Raw genomic sequence first — 15,957 nt, forward strand, 5'->3', positions numbered from 1 at the left:
TCAGTCCTGCTCGTCGCGGCCGTGGAGGACGTAGTCCTGGGCCATGGCGAGCATGCCCAGCGCCTCGAGCGCGCTGAGGTCGTCGGGCATGGTGATGGCGACCTGGTCGCCGTTCGGGCCGGGGTGGATTTCCCGGGTGATGACGATGCGGGCGACCTCGTAGACGGGCTCGTCGCTCACTCGCAGGCCGCTTCGACGTGGTCGGGTAGGTCCAGCGGCCCGGAGTCCGCGAGGGACCGGGACAGGATCGTCGTGCGGTCCCCCGATGGCAGCGTCACCCGCGACCCCGCGACGAGAGTGGGTGCGTGGTCGGGGTGGGCGACGATGGTGGTGGACGACGTCTGCTCGGTGCCATCCGCGGCCCGCACGATCCGGGTCTGCTCGTCGACGAAGCACGGCACGGGGACCGCGGGGCCGTAGTCGCCGTAGATCCCGACCTTCGGCTCGACCTGGACGGTGTGCACGTAGAAGTCGGCCAGCTCGTCGGCGCCGCTCACCCGCGCACCTGCACTGCCCCGGACGTCAGCCCGGCGTTGCCCAGGATGAGGGCCGCCTCGGTGCACAGGTGGGTCGCGGCGTCCGCGCGGGCCTGCGCGACGCCGGCATAGACCGCGTAGCTGATGGTCGCGCCGCGGATGGTCTTGGACGCCACGGTCTTCGTCCCGTCGTCGGCGGCGCCCTTCGCGGGGTCGATCGCGAGCTGCAGCCACGCCTCGACCTGCGCGAGGGTCGCGTCACGCATCGCGTCGGCGGCGTCGGACCCGACCGCGGGGAGCCCGGCGGGGGTGGTGTCGTAGATCGCGGTGCGGGTCGCGGAGCGGACCAGCTGGGACGCGGTACGGATGAGCTGGTCGGCGTTGTCCGGCCACGGGTAGCTGGGCGGGAGCCATCCCTGCAGCTCGGCGGTGGTGGCGTAGGTCAGGGGCACGGGTCGACCTCCTGGGGGTACGGGTGGGGCGCAGGACGCGCTGCTGCAGGGGCGGAAAGGACCGGGCGTGAACGCCCCCAAGCGGCCTTCGGGTCAGGTATCGCGGACGGTCGGTGCCGTTGCCCGGGACCCGTTGACGCCCCACCCGCAAGCTGTGGGGTGCCACCCCGCCCGGCCAGCCGTGGTGCCGGGTCGGGCGGGGTGGACTTGGTCAGGCGTCGCCGTCGCCCGGGGTGCCCTCGACGGACTCGATGACCTCGGCGCGGCCCTGGCCGGCCTTCTCGGCCTCGACCACGCGGGCGACCTCGGCGTCGTGCGCGTCGGCGTCCTCGTCGGAGAGCTCGGCGAGGTAGGCGAGCACCTCGTCAACCTCGTGGGCCGAGGGGTCGAACTGCTCACCCTCGGCGTCGCGGGCCGCGGCGTACTCCTCGAGCTGCTTGAGGAGGGTGCTGCGATCCTTGCCGTCACGCTCGGCCGCGACAACACGGTCGAACTCCTCGACGGTCACGGGGTCGTGGCCGTCGCTGACCCCCAGGTGGTCGAGGACCTGGGGGATGGTGTGGGCGGCGGGGTCGAACTGCTCGCCCTCGCCGCCCTCAGACTGGCCGGCCCCGGACGGGCCGCCCGGCTCGGTCACCGCGGCGCCCATCGTGCCCTCCCGGTAGTCCGGCTGACCCGCCTGGGGCCGCGCGAACTCCTTGAGCCGGTCACGATGGCGCCGGTTCAGCATGCCCACGATCAGGCGCCCGCGGCGAGCGTGATGTCGACCACGCCGTCGTCGGCGAGGCGCTTCACGGCGTAGTGCATGTTCGTCGCGACGACCGTGGTGCGGGCCAGGATGTCCCGGTCCTGCTCCACGATCGGGCGCCGCTTGTACATCAGCCCCAGGCTGTTGTTCTTGAGCAGCACGGCCTTGTTGTTGGCCAGCCGGTTCGTCATGAACACGCGCAGGCCGTTCTTCGTGCCGAGCAGCCCGGTGTTGATGAGGCTGTTGCCCTGCGCGGTCTGCGCGGCCTGGATGAACTTGTCGTCGTTGAGCATCACCTCGGACGCGACCGAGGGGATGTACAGGCCGGCGAACTCGGTGGGGTCGAAGTCGTCCCCGAAGAGCAGCCCGGCCTTGACGATGTTGGCCCAGGTCAGGCCACCGGTCGCCGTCAGGGACAGCGGCGCCGAGCTCGTCGCGGCGGTCCCGTCGGCGTAGGTGATGCCGCCGGCCACGACCGCGGTGGCCGCGGCGATGAGGTCGGCGTCGACCTTGCGGGCGGACAGGATGCCGAACTGGCGGATGGCCTCGTCCTGGACGTTGCCGATGCCGGTGAGCTTGGCCTTGTCGGACCACTCGGCGGCCTTGCCGGCCTCCTTGATGGTGGCCTGGCTGTTGCTCTGCTTGAGCTTCTCGGGGACCAGGACGTCCGTCTCGGCGAGGTCCTGCATCTCGCTCATGTTCATCCACTTGGGGAAGTTGACGGTGTCGCCGGGCTGCCCGACGAGCTGGTCGTCGACGAGCACGGCGGGGGAGGTCGCGACGATCGCCTTGCCGGCGAACTTCGACTGGGACAGGTCGGCCCAGACCTCCGGGGTGTAGAGGTCGGTGGAGAGGGTGGTTGCCATGGGTGCCTCCTGGGGCGGGTGCTACGCGCGGCCGGACAGCTGCGCGTAGAGGGCGGGGTTGGTGCGGTGCAGGTGGTTCCGCTCGGCGCCCGACATCTTGTCGAAGGCCTCCTGCGTGACTGCGCCCTCGCCGGACCCGCCGGCGTGGTCTGCGCTGCTCGAGCCGACCACCGGGGCCGCCTTGAGCTTGGGGTTGTCGGACACCGCCGTCTTGATGGCGTCGTCGAGCTTGGACCCGAAGTCGTCGGACGACGGGTCGAGGTCCGCGACCTTCGCCAGGAAGGTGCGGGAGTCAAGGAGCGCCTGGGCGTCGGCGCTGTGGGTGTCGGCGCGGCGGAACACGGCGAGCTCGACGCGGGCCTCGCGGGCGTCGTCGCGGGCCTTGTCGGCGTCGGCCTTGTTGGTGCGGGCCTGCTCGGCGAGGGCCTCGGGGGTGACCTGCTCGTCGCCGGGGATGTCGAGGCCGAGGGCCTTGAGCGCGGGGGACAGGGACGCGAGGAGCTCGGTGCGGGCCTGGTCGGCGGCCTGCTGCTTCGCGGTGGTCCGCTCGGCGCCGTTCTCGCGGCGGAGGCGCTCGATCTCGGCCTTGGCCTTGTCGGGGTCCGCCCAAGGGTTGTCGCCGGCGGGGGCGGGGTCCTGGGTCTGCTGGGTGGCCTGCTGCTGGGCGGCGACGTCGGCGGGGGTCGCCGTGGTCTGGGTCTGCTCGGCGGGCTGCTGGGTGCCCTGGCCGGTGTCGGTCGCGGTGGCGCTCGTCTCGGTGGCGGTGGTGGACATGGTGGGTTGCCTCCTGGGCATGGTGGTGGCCCGCGCCTGGCGGGTATGGTGACTGCATGGTCTGGTGGTTCGTCATCGTCGCGTCGCTCGTCGTGACCGTCGCGGCCCCAGTCGTGGTGCTCCTGCTCTGGCAGATCAGCGGCCAGTTGCGGACCCTCACCGACGTCACCGTCGCGCTGCAGTCCGACGACGTCGACGCCTAGCGCGCCCGGCCGACCTGCTCCCGCGCGCTCTTCCGGGTCAGGCCCTCGGTCGCGGCCAGGTGCTCCCGCATCGCGGCCTGCCACTGCCTGACCTTCGCGGTGGCCTTCGCCTCGGCCTCCGGGGTGAGCGCGGTGGCCTGGCGGGTCTTCCACCGGCGGATGTTCCGCTCGATCGCCCGCTGCCGCTGCTCCTGCGCGACCCGCTCGTCGGTGTCCTCGGTGCTCCGCGGGACCGTGGTGGCCCCGGGCAGGTAGGCGCTGACCCCGTGCCGGCAGTTGGGGTGCTGCAGCCCGGCCCGGCGCGCATCGTCGAGGGTGCCGGCGACCCGCACCGTGACGAGCTCGCCCGTGGTCAGCGACTGCCGCTCGATGGTGCCGGCGACCCCACCGGACAGGGACAGGACCTTGCCCTCCCACGGCCTGCACAGGTCGCACTCGCGCGGCGAGTTGGACACGATGACGAGGTCGAGGCTGTTGGCCTGCAGCTGGTCGACGTGGCCCTGCACGGCGGCCTGCCCGGCGCTGGTGCGCACGGCCATCTCGACGTAGGACTCGGCCTGCCACCGCCGCCCGGCGGTGTCGGTGAAGGACCGGACACCGTTGGTCGTGAGCCGGTCGAGGGCCTGCTGGGCGGCGTCGCGGCGGGTGTTCGCGCCGAGGAGAATGGTGGACGACGCCTCGGCGACGACCTGGGTGTAGATGTCCAGGGAGGCCCGGAGAATGCGGGCACCGACGGGGGCGAGGACCTGCAGGGTCTCCGCGGCGAGCCGCTCGACCGCGTTGGCCTTCGCGGGGGCGAGGCGGACGTCGAGCCCGTACCGGTCGAGGTCGCCGACGGCCAGCGCCTGCCCGGTGGTGAACGCCTCGGTGAGGACGGACCGGACCTCGCCAGCGGCCTGCTGGGTAAGGGCGGCCATGTCCGTGCCGGCGCGGGCCCGGATGAGGTCGAGCTGGGCGAGCTTCCCGACCGCCCAGGCGGGGCCGTCGTCGCCGGCGGCGAGGGCGCGGGCGATGCGGCGCAGGAGGGACAGCTCGGCGGCCGCGTAGAGGGAGGAGACGCGGACTGCTAGCCGCTCACCGTAACCGGGGTCGACGGGCATGGGTCGGGGTGCTCCATCCGGTCAGGGTAAGCGGTCAGGACCCGAAGAGGCCAGGGTTTGCCGGGTCCGCGACGGGCCCGATGCCCTGCTCGTCCCGGATCTTCGCGGCCTCGGTCTCGACCTGGTCCGGTGACCAGTCGGGGTGCAGCATCTGCACCTTCGTCTCGACCGACGCGGCCTGCGCCCGGGAGATCGCCTCCACGGTCTGCGCCAGCTGCAACGGCGAGTCCTGCACCGTCGCCCCGAAGTCCACGTCGACCGGCTTGGACGGGTCCAGCCCGGGGGTGTTGAAGACGGCCTGGTCGACGAGGAGCATCTTCGTCGCGAGACCGGCCAGCGCGGGCCGCTCGAGGCGGACCTTCCGGCCACGGGTGAGCAGGGACCGGCCCTTGCGTGCCTGCGTCTCGGTCGCCGTGGCCGGGTCGGACTCTTCCTCGCCGAACGTGGACGCGGAGTACCCGGCGGAGCGGAGGATCTGCTCGACGAGGTCCTGCGCGGTGCGCTGGTGCTCGTCGACGCGGATGGCGAACTGCATGGGCGTGATGGGCGCGTCGCTGTCCTCACCGGCCGCGGCCCGGATGGTGGTGTAGGCCTCCTGGTCGAGGTCGAAGGACACGCCCTCGCCGGGCTTCCCGGTCTGGGTCATGTACTCCGGGATCAGGAGGCGCGACTTCGCGACCCGGATGTCCCGCATCCACGAGGAGTAGGTCTCGTCGAGGGAGTCCATGAGGGGCTCGACGCCCTCGTAGTCCGACCGGCCGAGGTCTTTCCCGGCCTGGTCGGTGCGCCAGATCCGGTTCGGGGTGAGGTTCGGGATGTAGGCGACCGCGAGGCCCGGGGTGCGGCCCTCGGTGAGCGCACCGTCCGCCCCGACCTGGGTGGCGAGGTGCCGCACGGCGGGGTGCTCGGTGAGGGGGATGACCCGGCCGAGGTCGGAGTCGGTGCCCTGGTAGAGCCCGTGGTAGACGAGACCGGTGCCGTTGACGAGCTCGTGCCGCTCAAGGTGCCGCAGGACCGTCCCGTTGCCGCCGTTGTGGGCCAGGCGGGTCCAGAACGTGACCGCGACGAGCCGGCCCCACCGGAAGGTGGGGATCGCGGCGTCGGCGTGCACGGTCGACAGGAAGGGCCGGTCGGCGAGCTCCCGGTCCCAGGTGACGCGGTGGTAGCGGCCGCCGAGGGCGGCGCCGATCTCGGACCCGGCGGACAGGACGGTCGCCATGTGGTCGTCGACGTAGTCCGCGAGCCGGTCGGCGGTCTTCTGGTCCTCGCTGGTGACCTTCGGGGGGTCGGCGTAGAGCAGGTCCGCGGACGCCTGCGCGAGGTCCGCGGCGATGGGGATGTGGAGGCGCCCGTCGCGCTGCCCGTCGGCGACCGGCCGGCCCCACAGGAACCGGGCGAGGGTCCCGACGACCCCGCCGGCGTATTGCGACGGCCGGGACAGGGGCGCGCGGGTGTGCGTCGCGCTTGCGTAGGCGCGGGTGAGGGCGTCGTGGGAGCCGGTGTACCAGGCGTCCCACTCGGCCATCTTCGTGAGGATGTGCGCGTTCGCCGGGGGCGGCCACGTCTGGGTCTTCTGGGTCTCAGGAAGCGGCATGCGTGTCGTCCTCCTGGTCCTGGTCGGGCGCGGCGGCCGGTGCGAGAGGGATGAGGTCCTGCCAGTCGAGGCGGGAGGTGTAGACCGCGTAGCGCAGCGCGTCGACCTCGTCGTCCGCGTCCTTCACCGGTTTCGTCTCACCCCGGGCGGCGGCCTTCTCGTCCCAGACGTAGCCGGGGAGCCGGTCGATGAGGTGGGTGCAGGTGTCTGCGACGACGAGCTTGTCGACACCGAGGAGGCCGCCGACGGTGCGGATGCCGGCGAGGACGTTCTTGTGGGCGTTGCGGACGCCGACCATGCCGTCGTGGAACAGTTGTCGCTTGAACGATGCAGCGGCGGAGTCGACGGCGACCCATTCGGGGTGCCGCCACGGCTCCGGCTGGCCCGCGAGCCACTGCCGCAGGGACGTCGAGTGCTGCCCGATGGTGCCGGGCCCGGGCGCCCACTCGGACAGGACGTACAGCCGGTACCCGCCGGCGGGGGTGGTGTCGGGGCCGATGCCGAGAAGGTAGCCGCGGGTGGGGTGGACGTCGCCGTAGTCGACGCCGACGGTGAGGACCTGGTCCATGCGGGGCAGGGCCGCCGCGGGGATGACGTGCCGGGACTCGTCCCAGGTCTCGTAGACGGCGCCCTGGGCCTGCACCCAGTCGCCGAGGATGAACCGGCGGTACCAGAGACCCGTGTACTGCTTCTGGACCCGCTCGTAGTAGGCGTCGTCGAGGTTGGCCCGGTTGTCGGCGAGCTGGAACTTGAACACCCGGTAGCCGAGCTCGTCGGCGCGGGCGATGACCTGCTTCCGTAGGTAGTGCGCGGGCCCGTCGGGGTTGGTGGTCGCGAAGATCCGGGCGCCGGTGACGCGCATGCGGCCGAGGAGCTGGGTCCAGAACGCCTCGGAGACGAGGGTGGCCTCGTCGACGTAGGCGCCGGCGCAGGTGAGGCCGCGGAGGACGTTCTCGGAGCGGGCGTCGGATGCGCCGAGGACGTGGACGGTGCGTCCGAGGATCTTCCCGGTGGGTGCGCCGGGGGTGTAGGACACCTGGAGGGCGAGGGCGCCGAAGAGGGACGGGTCGGACAGGGGCCCGAAGACGTTGCGGGCGATGGACTCGCGGGTGCGGCCGACGACGACGAGCTCGCCGCCGCGGGGGGCGTGGGACACGTAGATGAGCCACGCGAGGAGCGACCCGATCGTCTTGCCGCTCGAGATGCTGCCGTGCCAGAAGTTGATGGGCGCGTCGGCTTGGGCGACGGACCGGACCTGGGCGGGGGTGAGGGCTTCGAGGACGGCTCGGGTGGTGCCGGCGGTGGTCATGCGTCGAGGGCCTGCGCGGCGCCCTTGATGGCGTCGGCGATCTTGTCGAGCATGCCGACCGCGTCCGCGACCCCGCCGTCTCCGTCGAGCTTCTCGAGCCGGTCGTAGGCGCCGAGGTAGGACGTGATGGACGTCGCGAGGTGCTTCTCGTCGTCGGGCGGCACGAACGACAGCTGGCGGGGGTCGTGGATGCCGGGCCCGGAGGGGACGAGGGTGTGGAAGGTGTCGGCGTCGAGCCGGTCGAGGTTGGCCTCGACGCGGGTGAGGAGGCGGAGCTTGATGTCGGCGCGGCGTGCCTTGGCGTCGCGGGTCTTCGCCTGGGTGGCGGCGGCGACCTGGTCGCGGTCCCAGGTGAGGCCGGCTGCCTTCGCCCGGGTGCTGATGGTGGCCTTCCCGCGGCCCATCTGCTCGGCGATCTTCCCGAGGGACAGGCCTTGGGAGTGGAGGTCGGTGAGGCGGTCGGTGTCTGCCTGGGTCCATCGGGGTGTGGCCATCGGGTCACCACCTCGGGACGGTCATGGGGGGCCGGTGCGGCGCCTGGCCGTCCGGGTGGTGCTTGAGGGTGGGCGGGACTACCAGAGTCCTAGGAGAATGCCCACGGCTTGCACAGTGATCCACAGACTCACGAGTCCGAAGAGGGCCAGCCCGCTCTGCCAGACCAGGTAGGCACTGTGCCGAGTCAGGACTGTGGTGGGCACGTCCTCGTGCGCTTCTCGGACCACCAACGGCAGGAGGCCGAGAGCTGGGTCGTGCTCAAACTCCTGAGCAGCGCGCTTGTCCAGCGCTGAGTGGTAGCGGTGCTTCGCCATCAACTGGATGCTGAGAAGGGCGATGACCAGACTCAAGGTCGCGGCGACGGCCCGCTCGAGTGGCGTGTGCATGGTGCTGCCGAGGCCGATGGTCAGTAGGAACGCCTGGGCGGTGAAGGCCATTGTGGGTGTTTGCCACATCTTGGCGTCTTGCTCATAGAGCCGCAGCATCAGCAGTTCGTAACTGATCAGTTCGGGCCTGGTCGTGCTGCTGTCGACAAAGCGCGGAGTGCGGGGGCGACGCCGTATGGGAAACACGCGGACATCATCGCGCAGCAGGACAGCTTTGCCTGGACAGTCGACCCGCGTGCCTAGGGGTCTCAGGGCAGCACGAATCGCTGGGCCCATGATGACACATCACGCACCACGCGCAACAGCCTGACCCTGCGCGGCGCGCCGGGTCGCCCTCGCCTCCCGAAACTCCAGGCACTCGGTGCACTCCACCGGGTAACCGCCGGCGTCGGTCAGCCAGTGCCTCGGGCGGGTGACCTCGTGGTCGGTGCACCACCGGATGTGCTGGGCGAGCAGCGCTAGGGGACGGGAGTCGGGCTGGCCGGTGGTGTCCCATGTCTCGCCGCACGAGGTGCAGTGCCCGAGCTCGTCGTCGACACGGATGCGCAGCGTGTCGGGTTCGTCGCAGGCTGGGCAGGGGGCGTGCGGCCGGTAGGGGGGTGCGTCGTGCTGGGTGATGACGCGGGCGGAGGCCCACCAGGACCGGACGAGGCGGTGCGGGTGGTGCCCGATGAACCCGGACAGGGCGAGGAGCCGCTTAGTGAGGTCGGGCTGGTCGATGCCGTGCTCGTTGGCGAGGTCGGTGGACTGGCGGTCGATGCGGGCGACCAGGTCGAGGGATTCGAGGTGGCCGGCGGGCTTGGACCCGAACCGGGTTCCGGCTGACTCGTCGGACAGGGCGGTGGAGCCGGTGATGGCGTCCCGGAGCTGGGCGAGGAGGGGCGGGTGGGTGACGACGTGGAGCTCGGTGTTCCCGGAGGGGTCGTTGGTCCAGGCAGTGTGGTGTCGGGGTCCGATGGTGGTGGGGACGGGGACGCGCCGTGGGCGCTTCTCGGTGGTGGTGTGGTGCTGGGTGAGCTCGCGGATGTGGTCGGCGGCGAGGAGCTCGGGGCGGGTCATGGCTGGGTGTCCTCCTGGGGCTCGGTGGTGGGTGTGAGTTCGTGGCGTTGGTCGGTGCCGTGCTGGACGGTGTCGGCGAGGTCAGACCGGCCGAGCGCGTCGAGGTGGGCGGCTGCGACGAGGGCGCGGGTGGCGGTCAGGTCAGGCACCGGTGGTCACCTGTCGGATGCGCGGTGAGAACGCGAAAGGAGAGAACGGGCCAGAAGTGCCCCCGAGCACCCGAGAGACGCCAATGACACCCCAAGAGCTCGCCGCTGAGCTCCTTCAGCTCGCCACGAAGGTCCCTTCCGCCCTGTCCGTGGCAGCGGACCTCACTGCACTCCGACCCCTCATCCGAGACATCGGATTGAGGCTCCAGCCGAGGCGACTTCCAGGGAGGCACCGTGCGGCTCATCTCCGCGCGACTGCGGGTCTGTCGGTGGCCGGTGGCAACCTGGCCATCATGAAGATCAAAGTGCTTTTCCCGGACTCGAACATCGCCCGAACGATCGAAGTCACGAACTACAAGGTCACCGACGGCGGGGTGCTGATCTGTACCCCCGCTGACGGGCTGAGGGTGACCTACGCCCCCTCGGCCTGGCGCTCCGTCACAGAAACCGAGAAGCGGCGTTCGATGGTGGTCTAGGTCTAAGGGATGGGTTTTCATCGCACCAGCCCCACTCCCGCCAGGCCCCCCACACGCGAGCCACCGGCGGAACGTTCGGGCCACTCGGCTCCGTCGAGGACGGCCCGCTGGGCGGCGGGGAGCGTGGCCAGGGGCTGGCCGAGCCAGTCGGCTCCGGTGGCGGCGAGCCAGGTGGCGTCGACGGCGTTGTCGTCGGGCTCGTCGATGTGGAGGCGCCGGTAGAGGGCCATGCGCATGTCGGGCTTGGTGGCGTTGCCTTTGCCGGTGGCGTACTTCTTGAGGGTGGTCGGGGGGACGATGGCGACGGGGTGCTCGTCGCCGCGCAGGAGGGTGTCGATGGTGAGCCACCAGAGGCCGGCGCGGTCCCAGGTGCCGGGGTTGGACCGGGAGTAGGCGGGGCCTTCGATAACGACGAGGTCGGTCCCGCGGGTGTGGTCGAGGATCTGCTCGAGCAGCTGGTGGAGGCGTTCGCCGCGGTCGGTGACGGTGGTGCCGTCTGGACGGGAGGTGATGACGTCGCGTTCGATGACGCGTGAGTGGTCGCCGATGGCGACGCGGGCGATGCCGGTGCCGGTGAGTGATGGGTCGATGCCGGTGATCTGCATTTGCGTGGCCTTTCTCAGAATGGGATGTGGTCGTATTGCCGGGCGGTGAATGTGTCTTGGTGGGAATGGGTGGTGTATTCGATCCCTGGGGGTGGGGTGCAGGTGTGGGTGTGGTGGACGTCGTAGGTGGCGCTGGCGGGGGTAGTGGCGATGCGGATGGTGCAGCGCCAGGTGAGGGCGCCGGCGACGTGGGCGTAGGTGGCGAGGCCGGCGGTGAGGGCTTGGAGCTCGCCGAGGGGGGTGAGGGGTCGGGGGTCGAGGGTGACGCGGATGCCGGTGACCTGGGGGCCGTCGTCGGCGAGGGCGACGAGGACGGTGCGGCGGCATGCTCGGCAGTGACGTCGGGTGGGTGTGGTGGTGACGCGCTCGCGGTCCATGTGGCCTTGGTCGATCGCGTGCTTGAGGGCGCGTGGGTCCATCAGTCGATGACCTCTCCGGTGTCGAGGTTGATGCGGACTCGTTGGCCGGCGATGGTGCGCTCGACGATGCGGGAGGCACTTGGGGTGTCTGGTGGTGGCTCCTGGTCGACCCGTGCCGTCCGAAGCGCCTCCGTCTCCCCGTAGGGGGAGCGAGACGGGGAGGCACTTCCGGGGGAGGCACTCGAACCGCCGCCCGGGAGGCACTTGGGAGGCAGTTGGGAGGCGCTTTCGGGTGGGCCTGGGTCGGATAGCTCGACGAAGGCGCGGACGTGGGTGTGGACCATGCGGGCGCCGCCTCGGCCGGTCTCTTCGTGGCGGTCGACGTAGCCTTCGGCGACGAGGGTGTCGAGGGCCTGGACGATGTACTCCTCCTTGCCGCGGACCTCCTTGGTCACGACCCGGCGGGAGGCGCCGCCTTCGCAGGTCTGCAGGAAGGTGCTGACGCGCTCCATGAGGGCGGTGGGCCGGAACGCCGGGCGCTCGCCGGTGGTGGTGTCGCCGGCCTGTCCGGTGCCGGGTGCGTGGAGCTGGACGTCGATGGCGTCGTCGTGCTCGCCGGGGGCGATGGTGATGTCGCCGGCCCAGTGGCCGGTCTTGCCGGGGAGGGAGGCGCCGCGGACGTCGCCTTGGCGGTCTTTGTCGACGCGCAGCCGCAGTTTTCCTTCTTGGCCTTTCCCGAATTGTTTGATGACTTCGACGCGAATAGCGCACCCGGTGGTCATGGCCCTTTTTGCTTGGGCTCCGATTCCGCCGCTGGACTTGTTCTCGGTGTCTTTGGGGGTGTGGTCGATGTAGACGACGGCGGCGCCGTCGTGGGCGAGGGGTTTGAGGATGGTCTGGGAGAAGCTGGTGGCGTCCTTGTTGGACATGAGGTCGAGGCCCTGGAGGGTCATGGCGGCGTTGAAGCCGTCGACGATGACGAGGTGGGGGGTCCAGTCGGCGAGGTGTTGGTGGAGGTCGCGGCCGGTGGGCAGGTAGGGGGAGAAGGGTTCGTCGGGGCCGATGTAGGCGATGTGGGCGCGGATCTGGTCGCGGGTGAGGCCCATGGCGCGGAGGCGGCTGGTGATGCCGCGGTGGGAGTCTTCGAAGTCGAGGATGGTGGTGCGGTGTCCGGCCTGGGTGGCTTGGACGACGGCGAGGAGGGCGATCCAGGTCTTGCCGGATTCGGAGGGGGCGACGATGCCGTTGACGCGGCCTGGGTAGAAGAGGGCGTGGCCGTCGTCGCGGGTGAGGAAGGCTGGTGGTGGTTCGGGGGTGTCGTCGTCGAGGGCGAGGTCGTTGTCGCGTGGCCACCAGGTGGTCCGCTCGACCGTGTCCGGGTCAGCCGTTGCGCTCGGTTCGGCTGCAGCGGTGGCAGGTGCGTCCGCCGTGCCAGATGAACCACTCGTGTCCGTCGACGGCGCAGTAAGCCCGCTCGAGGAGCTCGATAACGGAGCCGAGGGTGCGTGCGACGAGGTCGCGGGTGGTGGGCATGGGGTGGTGCTCCTGTCGATGAGGCCGGCGAACGGGTCGGTGCACGGGTCCGGGGTGGTGGCCGGGGTTGGGTGGTGGGCGGCGGCGATGTCGATGGACCCGGTGATGAGGCGGGCGTACTCGGCCTCGGCTTCCCCGGGTGCCCGGTCGGTGCCGGTGGCGGCGAGGAACGCTGCCTGGATCTCGGCGAGGGCCGTGGTGGTGCCCGGGTGTCCTTCGGCGGCGAGCCAGACGAGGCGGTGCACGGCGCGCAGGGCAGTGTCGTGGCGGGCGCCGGCCTTGTTGGTGAGGTCGGTGTGGGCGCGGGTGGTGGCGGCCTGGACGGCGCGGCAGGGGTGCCCGGGTGGTGCCTGGTCGAGCCAGGCGGTGGTCGCTGCGGTGGTGAGGCCGGCGGTGGTGGTGTCGGGTGCGAGCTCGCCACCGGTGAAGTGGGACACCCATGCGTCGGGGAGGGCCGGGAGGTCACCGGGGGTGGGGATGGTGCCGATGGTGGTGGTGCCGTCGGGGCTGATCCACCGGTAGGTGCCGCCGTGGTCGGGGTGGGTGGAGGGCCAGGCGACGGCGTAGCGGTGTTCGCGGCGGATGGTTTCGATGCCGGGCCCGAGGACGGAGGGCCACCGCAGGCCGGGTGGGACGGTGTAGAAGCGGATGCCGGAGGTGCCGTCGTCGCGGGACGTGGACCGCCACGTCGCGGGCAGGGACCCGTGGGTGGTTTCGAGCTGGTCGAGGACGAGGCCGCCGGGTTTGCTGTCGTAGGCGTCGACGTCGATGCCGAGGACGTCGGGGGGCATGCGGAGGGCGATGTTGCCGTCGGGGTGGTCTTCGGTCCAGGCATGGACGTCGGGCCCGGAGGGGGTGGCGCCGTCGCGTCCGGTCCACCCGGCGGGTGGGTGCTTCTTGGCGCGCGGGGGCAGGGGGAGGGGCGCCCAGCCTGCGCGGAGGTAGTGGAGGGCGTGGTCGCCGTAGGGGCCGGTGGTGGGGGTGTCGTCGGGGGCCGACATCACGCGGGGACCTCCTGGGGACATTGGTGGGTGACGTGGACGGGCACGAGGTGGTCCCTGAGGCATGGGCCGTCGTCCTGCAGGTGCGGTGCCGAGTTGTTGGCCCGGTACCGCTCGGAGGCGGTGACGAGGTCGGTGACCATCACCTCGAGGGCGGTGCTGTTGCTCACCCGGTGGCCGCCTGGTCGTGGCTGCAGCGGACGTAGGTCCGGTCGCCGTGGCCGTTGACGAGGCCGCCCCCAGGCGGGTTGGTGCAGATGGCTGACCAGGACGCCCGGCACTGCATCCGCGCGCCCGAGAACGTCGCCTTCTCGTGCTCCTTGTAGAGCAGGTGCCCGTTGGACTGGACGAGTCCGATGTTGGGGTTGGCGCAGTCGGGGCAGGAGGTCCAGGCGACGGCGCGCGGCCGCGGGCTGCGCTTGTTGGCGTTCTCGTCGTTCCGTGCGGTCTGGGCGACGGCGTCGAGCTCGATGAGCGGGTCGTGGTCCTCGGCTGGGTCGTAGGGCTTGCTCGCGGTGCGTGACATGGCGTCCTCCGGTCCGGTTCAGGCGGCGGTGCCGCTGGTGGTGGTGCTGGGCTGCCAGACGCGGATGCCGCGGCGGCTGACCCACCGGCCCGTGCCGGTGAGGTCGAGGGGTGACTCGGTGTCGTGCACGAGCTCCTGGTGGTGCTGCTCGCACAGGCCCGTCGTGCCTCGGCCCTTCGTGACGCGGCGCCGGCAGCCGGTGACGGTGCACCGGTCGGCCGTGGCCGGGTTGGCGGACGGGCGGGTGCGGACGGCGGTGTTGGCCTTGGCGGTCTGGCGGTGGTGGCGCTCCTCGGGGGTGAGGTAGTTCGGGGAGAGCGCGCATGCGGTGGACGCCTGGTGCTGCTCGAGGTGGTCGGTGGCCCGGTAGGCGAGCTCTTGGGGTGTGCCGACGAAGCCGCATCCGCAGCTGACGGGGTGCAGGGGGGTCCAGGAGTAGTGGTGGTCGCCGTCGTGCCCGGTGGTGCGGTCGCAGCGGTAGCGGCCTTCGGAGTGCGCTCTGCACTGGCGCTGCCTGGTGGAGGTGCTCACGACGCCGCCTCAGGTGTGGCACCGCGGTGGCAGGGGCACGAGCAGGTGCCCGGGGTCGCGACGAGCAGCGGCGCTTGCGGGCAGTCGCGGTGCCATCCGCTCTCGCAGAGCCCGTTGACGTGCGTTGGGAGGTCTTCGGGCCAGGGCTGCTCAAGGACGCCGGCGTAGTCCTTGCGCCATTTCCACCCGGGTGCGTGCCCAGGGAGCAGCGGTGCGAGGGCGCTCACGAGCGCACCTCGACGAGGAGGTCGATGAGGTGCAGGACGTACTCCTGCGCGACGTCCGGGTCGTAGCCGACGCCGACGAGGCGCGCCGTCGCAGAGCTGAGGATGTCGACGCCCTCGACGAGCTCGGCCACCCGGCCGGGGCGGTCTTCGGCCAGCTGCTCCCAGGTGAGGAGGGAGACGCCCGGGCGGGCGGGAGGCGTAGGGCTCGCCTCGACCGCCTCGCCCGGGCTCTCGACCTCCGCCTCGCGCTGGGGCGGCGCGGGGGACGCGGCGGAGGGAGCCTCGTCCTCGTCGGGGGTGTCGTCGATGAGGTTGCCGTCGGCGTCGTAGGCGTCGGGGTACATCTGCCGGTGCCAGGTGTCGACCTGGTCCTCGCCGGTGCCCTGCTCGGCCTTGGTCTCGACGGGTGCCGGGGTGGTGGCGTGCTGGGTGGACCAGTGACGGCCGACGCCGGCGGCTGCGTTGAAGGTGCGGCGGCATTCGGGGGCGGGGCAGGGGTAGTGGCCGCGGGCGTCGGTGGTGAACCGTGGCCGGTCGAGGGTGGTAGTCATGGCGTGGCCTTTCCTGGGTAGCAGCGGAGGTCGGTGCCGGGGTGGTCGGCGTGGGTGTGGCGGCCGGTGCGGGTGTCGATGCGGGCGCTGCAGGCCCGGCAGGTCAGCCACCGGCAGGCGTTGTTGGTCTCGGGGCAGTGCCGCTTGAACCGCTGGTGGTCGCAGTGCGGGCACCGCATGGGCTTCGCCGGCTTGGGGGCGGGCTGGGGTTGGGTGTCGGTGGCCATCAGTGCTCGCCCCTGGCGATGAGGCCGTCGATGTGGCGGCGGGCCTGCTCGTCGGTCATGGGTGCGGGCCCGTCGGTGTGCGGGTTCCAGACGGCGACGCCGTTGACCTTGAAGTCGGGGGCGAGGGGCGCGCGGGTCTGGGCATCGCGGATGGTCGACCGGCGGGGGAGATAGAGGCCGATGGCGACGAGGGCGAACAGGCCCCAGAGGGCGCCGATGGCCTCCTGCTGGGCGACGTTGCCGATGAAGTCGACGACGTCGGCGGCGAGGTTGAGGACGGTGGGGCTCACGCTTCGGCCCTTTCGTGGTG

At 71.5% G+C, this 15,957-nt stretch carries 24 protein-coding genes; 2 read left to right on the top strand and 22 right to left on the bottom strand.

The features are described 5' to 3' along the window. From EUS26_RS05290 to EUS26_RS05315, 6 genes are all read right to left on the bottom strand, one after another. On the bottom strand, positions 1 to 180 hold the full coding sequence (locus EUS26_RS05290; RefSeq protein WP_130012141.1) for a hypothetical protein: 180 nt from the start codon (positions 178 to 180) through the stop codon (positions 1 to 3). Beyond that, positions 177 to 497 (bottom strand): hypothetical protein, encoded by a 321-nt coding sequence (locus EUS26_RS05295; RefSeq protein WP_130012142.1) that lies wholly within the window; start codon positions 495 to 497, stop codon positions 177 to 179. Before EUS26_RS05295 ends, EUS26_RS05290 begins: the two co-directional genes overlap by 4 nt. After that, entirely contained in the window at positions 494 to 928 is a 435-nt protein-coding gene (locus EUS26_RS05300) for a hypothetical protein (RefSeq protein ID WP_130012143.1), read from the bottom strand. Before EUS26_RS05300 ends, EUS26_RS05295 begins: the two co-directional genes overlap by 4 nt. Positions 929 to 1,139: 211 nt before the next feature. Then, positions 1,140 to 1,658 carry a hypothetical protein gene (locus tag EUS26_RS05305; RefSeq protein ID WP_130012144.1) on the bottom strand — a complete coding sequence of 173 codons (519 nt, stop codon included), beginning with the start codon at positions 1,656 to 1,658 and terminating at the stop codon, positions 1,140 to 1,142. A gap of 8 nt (positions 1,659 to 1,666) precedes the next feature. Continuing rightward, complete coding sequence (locus EUS26_RS05310; protein ID WP_130012145.1) at positions 1,667 to 2,542, bottom strand: phage major capsid protein; 876 nt, start codon at positions 2,540 to 2,542, stop codon at positions 1,667 to 1,669. Positions 2,543 to 2,563: 21 nt separating this feature from the next. Beyond that, positions 2,564 to 3,316 carry a hypothetical protein gene (locus EUS26_RS05315; protein WP_130012146.1) on the bottom strand — a complete coding sequence of 251 codons (753 nt, stop codon included), beginning with the start codon at positions 3,314 to 3,316 and terminating at the stop codon, positions 2,564 to 2,566. Positions 3,317 to 3,372: 56 nt separating this feature from the next. Between EUS26_RS05315 and EUS26_RS16880 the strand changes: the two genes are divergently transcribed. Next, complete coding sequence (locus EUS26_RS16880; protein WP_165368512.1) at positions 3,373 to 3,519, top strand: hypothetical protein; 147 nt, start codon at positions 3,373 to 3,375, stop codon at positions 3,517 to 3,519. On the opposite strand, the gene EUS26_RS05320 is transcribed toward EUS26_RS16880, so the two are convergent. The 7 genes from EUS26_RS05320 to EUS26_RS16885 form a co-directional block, all read right to left on the bottom strand. Further along, positions 3,516 to 4,619 (bottom strand): phage minor capsid protein, encoded by a 1,104-nt coding sequence (locus tag EUS26_RS05320; RefSeq protein WP_130012147.1) that lies wholly within the window; start codon positions 4,617 to 4,619, stop codon positions 3,516 to 3,518. The two genes, EUS26_RS16880 and EUS26_RS05320, sit on opposite strands and share 4 nt — an antisense overlap. A gap of 34 nt (positions 4,620 to 4,653) precedes the next feature. Then, positions 4,654 to 6,213, bottom strand: coding sequence for a phage portal protein (locus tag EUS26_RS05325; RefSeq protein ID WP_130012148.1), 1,560 nt, complete (start codon positions 6,211 to 6,213; stop codon positions 4,654 to 4,656). Then, positions 6,200 to 7,522: a PBSX family phage terminase large subunit gene (locus EUS26_RS05330; RefSeq protein WP_130012149.1), complete on the bottom strand. Its 1,323-nt coding sequence runs from the start codon at positions 7,520 to 7,522 to the stop codon at positions 6,200 to 6,202. The genes EUS26_RS05325 and EUS26_RS05330 overlap by 14 nt, the downstream gene beginning before the upstream one ends. Further along, positions 7,519 to 8,016 (bottom strand): helix-turn-helix domain-containing protein, encoded by a 498-nt coding sequence (locus EUS26_RS05335; RefSeq protein ID WP_130012150.1) that lies wholly within the window; start codon positions 8,014 to 8,016, stop codon positions 7,519 to 7,521. Before EUS26_RS05335 ends, EUS26_RS05330 begins: the two co-directional genes overlap by 4 nt. 78 nt (positions 8,017 to 8,094) lie before the next feature. Beyond that, positions 8,095 to 8,502: a hypothetical protein gene (locus EUS26_RS05340; protein ID WP_130012151.1), complete on the bottom strand. Its 408-nt coding sequence runs from the start codon at positions 8,500 to 8,502 to the stop codon at positions 8,095 to 8,097. A 186-nt stretch (positions 8,503 to 8,688) separates the two neighbouring features. Further along, on the bottom strand, positions 8,689 to 9,462 hold the full coding sequence (locus tag EUS26_RS05345) for a DUF7341 domain-containing protein (RefSeq protein WP_130012152.1): 774 nt from the start codon (positions 9,460 to 9,462) through the stop codon (positions 8,689 to 8,691). Further along, a complete protein-coding gene (locus tag EUS26_RS16885) occupies positions 9,459 to 9,611 on the bottom strand; it encodes a hypothetical protein (protein WP_165368513.1) in 153 nt (50 codons plus the stop codon). The genes EUS26_RS05345 and EUS26_RS16885 overlap by 4 nt, the downstream gene beginning before the upstream one ends. 269 nt (positions 9,612 to 9,880) lie before the next feature. Between EUS26_RS16885 and EUS26_RS05350 the strand changes: the two genes are divergently transcribed. After that, positions 9,881 to 10,087, top strand: a complete 207-nt coding sequence (locus tag EUS26_RS05350) for a hypothetical protein (protein WP_130012153.1) — start codon at positions 9,881 to 9,883, stop codon at positions 10,085 to 10,087. Positions 10,088 to 10,104: 17 nt separating this feature from the next. Here the strand turns inward: EUS26_RS05350 and EUS26_RS05355 are convergent, their stop codons facing one another. From EUS26_RS05355 to EUS26_RS05390, 9 genes are all read right to left on the bottom strand, one after another. Continuing rightward, positions 10,105 to 10,692, bottom strand: a complete 588-nt coding sequence (locus EUS26_RS05355; protein WP_130012154.1) for a RuvC family protein — start codon at positions 10,690 to 10,692, stop codon at positions 10,105 to 10,107. Positions 10,693 to 10,706: 14 nt separating this feature from the next. Then, positions 10,707 to 11,111 carry a hypothetical protein gene (locus tag EUS26_RS05360; RefSeq protein WP_130012155.1) on the bottom strand — a complete coding sequence of 135 codons (405 nt, stop codon included), beginning with the start codon at positions 11,109 to 11,111 and terminating at the stop codon, positions 10,707 to 10,709. After that, positions 11,111 to 13,585: a bifunctional DNA primase/polymerase gene (locus tag EUS26_RS05365; protein WP_272947950.1), complete on the bottom strand. Its 2,475-nt coding sequence runs from the start codon at positions 13,583 to 13,585 to the stop codon at positions 11,111 to 11,113. The genes EUS26_RS05360 and EUS26_RS05365 overlap by 1 nt, the downstream gene beginning before the upstream one ends. Continuing rightward, the gene (locus EUS26_RS16890; protein ID WP_165368515.1) at positions 13,585 to 13,755 is read right to left on the bottom strand and encodes a hypothetical protein; all 171 of its coding nucleotides are present in this window, start codon (positions 13,753 to 13,755) and stop codon (positions 13,585 to 13,587) included. Before EUS26_RS16890 ends, EUS26_RS05365 begins: the two co-directional genes overlap by 1 nt. Further along, positions 13,752 to 14,111 (bottom strand): hypothetical protein, encoded by a 360-nt coding sequence (locus EUS26_RS05370; protein WP_130012157.1) that lies wholly within the window; start codon positions 14,109 to 14,111, stop codon positions 13,752 to 13,754. The genes EUS26_RS16890 and EUS26_RS05370 overlap by 4 nt, the downstream gene beginning before the upstream one ends. Before the next feature lie 18 nt (positions 14,112 to 14,129). Further along, the gene (locus tag EUS26_RS05375; RefSeq protein ID WP_130012158.1) at positions 14,130 to 14,642 is read right to left on the bottom strand and encodes a hypothetical protein; all 513 of its coding nucleotides are present in this window, start codon (positions 14,640 to 14,642) and stop codon (positions 14,130 to 14,132) included. 223 nt (positions 14,643 to 14,865) lie between these two features. Further along, positions 14,866 to 15,420: a hypothetical protein gene (locus EUS26_RS05380; RefSeq protein WP_130012159.1), complete on the bottom strand. Its 555-nt coding sequence runs from the start codon at positions 15,418 to 15,420 to the stop codon at positions 14,866 to 14,868. Then, a complete protein-coding gene (locus EUS26_RS05385) occupies positions 15,417 to 15,647 on the bottom strand; it encodes a hypothetical protein (protein WP_130012160.1) in 231 nt (76 codons plus the stop codon). The genes EUS26_RS05380 and EUS26_RS05385 overlap by 4 nt, the downstream gene beginning before the upstream one ends. Beyond that, positions 15,647 to 15,937 carry a hypothetical protein gene (locus EUS26_RS05390; RefSeq protein ID WP_130012161.1) on the bottom strand — a complete coding sequence of 97 codons (291 nt, stop codon included), beginning with the start codon at positions 15,935 to 15,937 and terminating at the stop codon, positions 15,647 to 15,649. The genes EUS26_RS05385 and EUS26_RS05390 overlap by 1 nt, the downstream gene beginning before the upstream one ends. Positions 15,938 to 15,957 lie beyond the last annotated feature (20 nt).

It is taken from the genome of Serinicoccus sediminis, assembly GCF_004153545.1.
GTDB classification, from domain to species: Bacteria; Actinomycetota; Actinomycetes; order Actinomycetales; family Dermatophilaceae; genus Ornithinicoccus; species Ornithinicoccus sediminis_A.

Excerpts from the sequence above, each read along its gene's own strand:
- EUS26_RS05335 (WP_130012150.1), bottom strand. The coding sequence starts at position 8,016 with ATGGCCACACCCCGATGGACCCAGGCAGACACCGACCGCCTCACCGAC.
- EUS26_RS05310 (WP_130012145.1), bottom strand. The coding sequence starts at position 2,542 with ATGGCAACCACCCTCTCCACCGACCTCTACACCCCGGAGGTCTGGGCC.
- EUS26_RS16880 (WP_165368512.1), top strand. The coding sequence starts at position 3,373 with ATGGTCTGGTGGTTCGTCATCGTCGCGTCGCTCGTCGTGACCGTCGCG.
- EUS26_RS05360 (WP_130012155.1), bottom strand. The coding sequence starts at position 11,111 with ATGGACCCACGCGCCCTCAAGCACGCGATCGACCAAGGCCACATGGAC.
- EUS26_RS05385 (WP_130012160.1), bottom strand. The coding sequence starts at position 15,647 with ATGGCCACCGACACCCAACCCCAGCCCGCCCCCAAGCCGGCGAAGCCC.
- EUS26_RS05330 (WP_130012149.1), bottom strand. The coding sequence starts at position 7,522 with ATGACCACCGCCGGCACCACCCGAGCCGTCCTCGAAGCCCTCACCCCC.
- EUS26_RS05345 (WP_130012152.1), bottom strand. The coding sequence starts at position 9,462 with ATGACCCGCCCCGAGCTCCTCGCCGCCGACCACATCCGCGAGCTCACC.
- EUS26_RS05320 (WP_130012147.1), bottom strand. The coding sequence starts at position 4,619 with ATGCCCGTCGACCCCGGTTACGGTGAGCGGCTAGCAGTCCGCGTCTCC.
- EUS26_RS05380 (WP_130012159.1), bottom strand. The coding sequence starts at position 15,420 with ATGACTACCACCCTCGACCGGCCACGGTTCACCACCGACGCCCGCGGC.
- EUS26_RS05365 (WP_272947950.1), bottom strand. The coding sequence starts at position 13,585 with ATGTCGGCCCCCGACGACACCCCCACCACCGGCCCCTACGGCGACCAC.
- EUS26_RS05315 (WP_130012146.1), bottom strand. The coding sequence starts at position 3,316 with ATGTCCACCACCGCCACCGAGACGAGCGCCACCGCGACCGACACCGGC.
- EUS26_RS05370 (WP_130012157.1), bottom strand. The coding sequence starts at position 14,111 with ATGTCACGCACCGCGAGCAAGCCCTACGACCCAGCCGAGGACCACGAC.
- EUS26_RS05305 (WP_130012144.1), bottom strand. The coding sequence starts at position 1,658 with ATGCTGAACCGGCGCCATCGTGACCGGCTCAAGGAGTTCGCGCGGCCC.
- EUS26_RS05340 (WP_130012151.1), bottom strand. The coding sequence starts at position 8,502 with ATGCTGCGGCTCTATGAGCAAGACGCCAAGATGTGGCAAACACCCACA.
- EUS26_RS05355 (WP_130012154.1), bottom strand. The coding sequence starts at position 10,692 with ATGCAGATCACCGGCATCGACCCATCACTCACCGGCACCGGCATCGCC.
- EUS26_RS05325 (WP_130012148.1), bottom strand. The coding sequence starts at position 6,213 with ATGCCGCTTCCTGAGACCCAGAAGACCCAGACGTGGCCGCCCCCGGCG.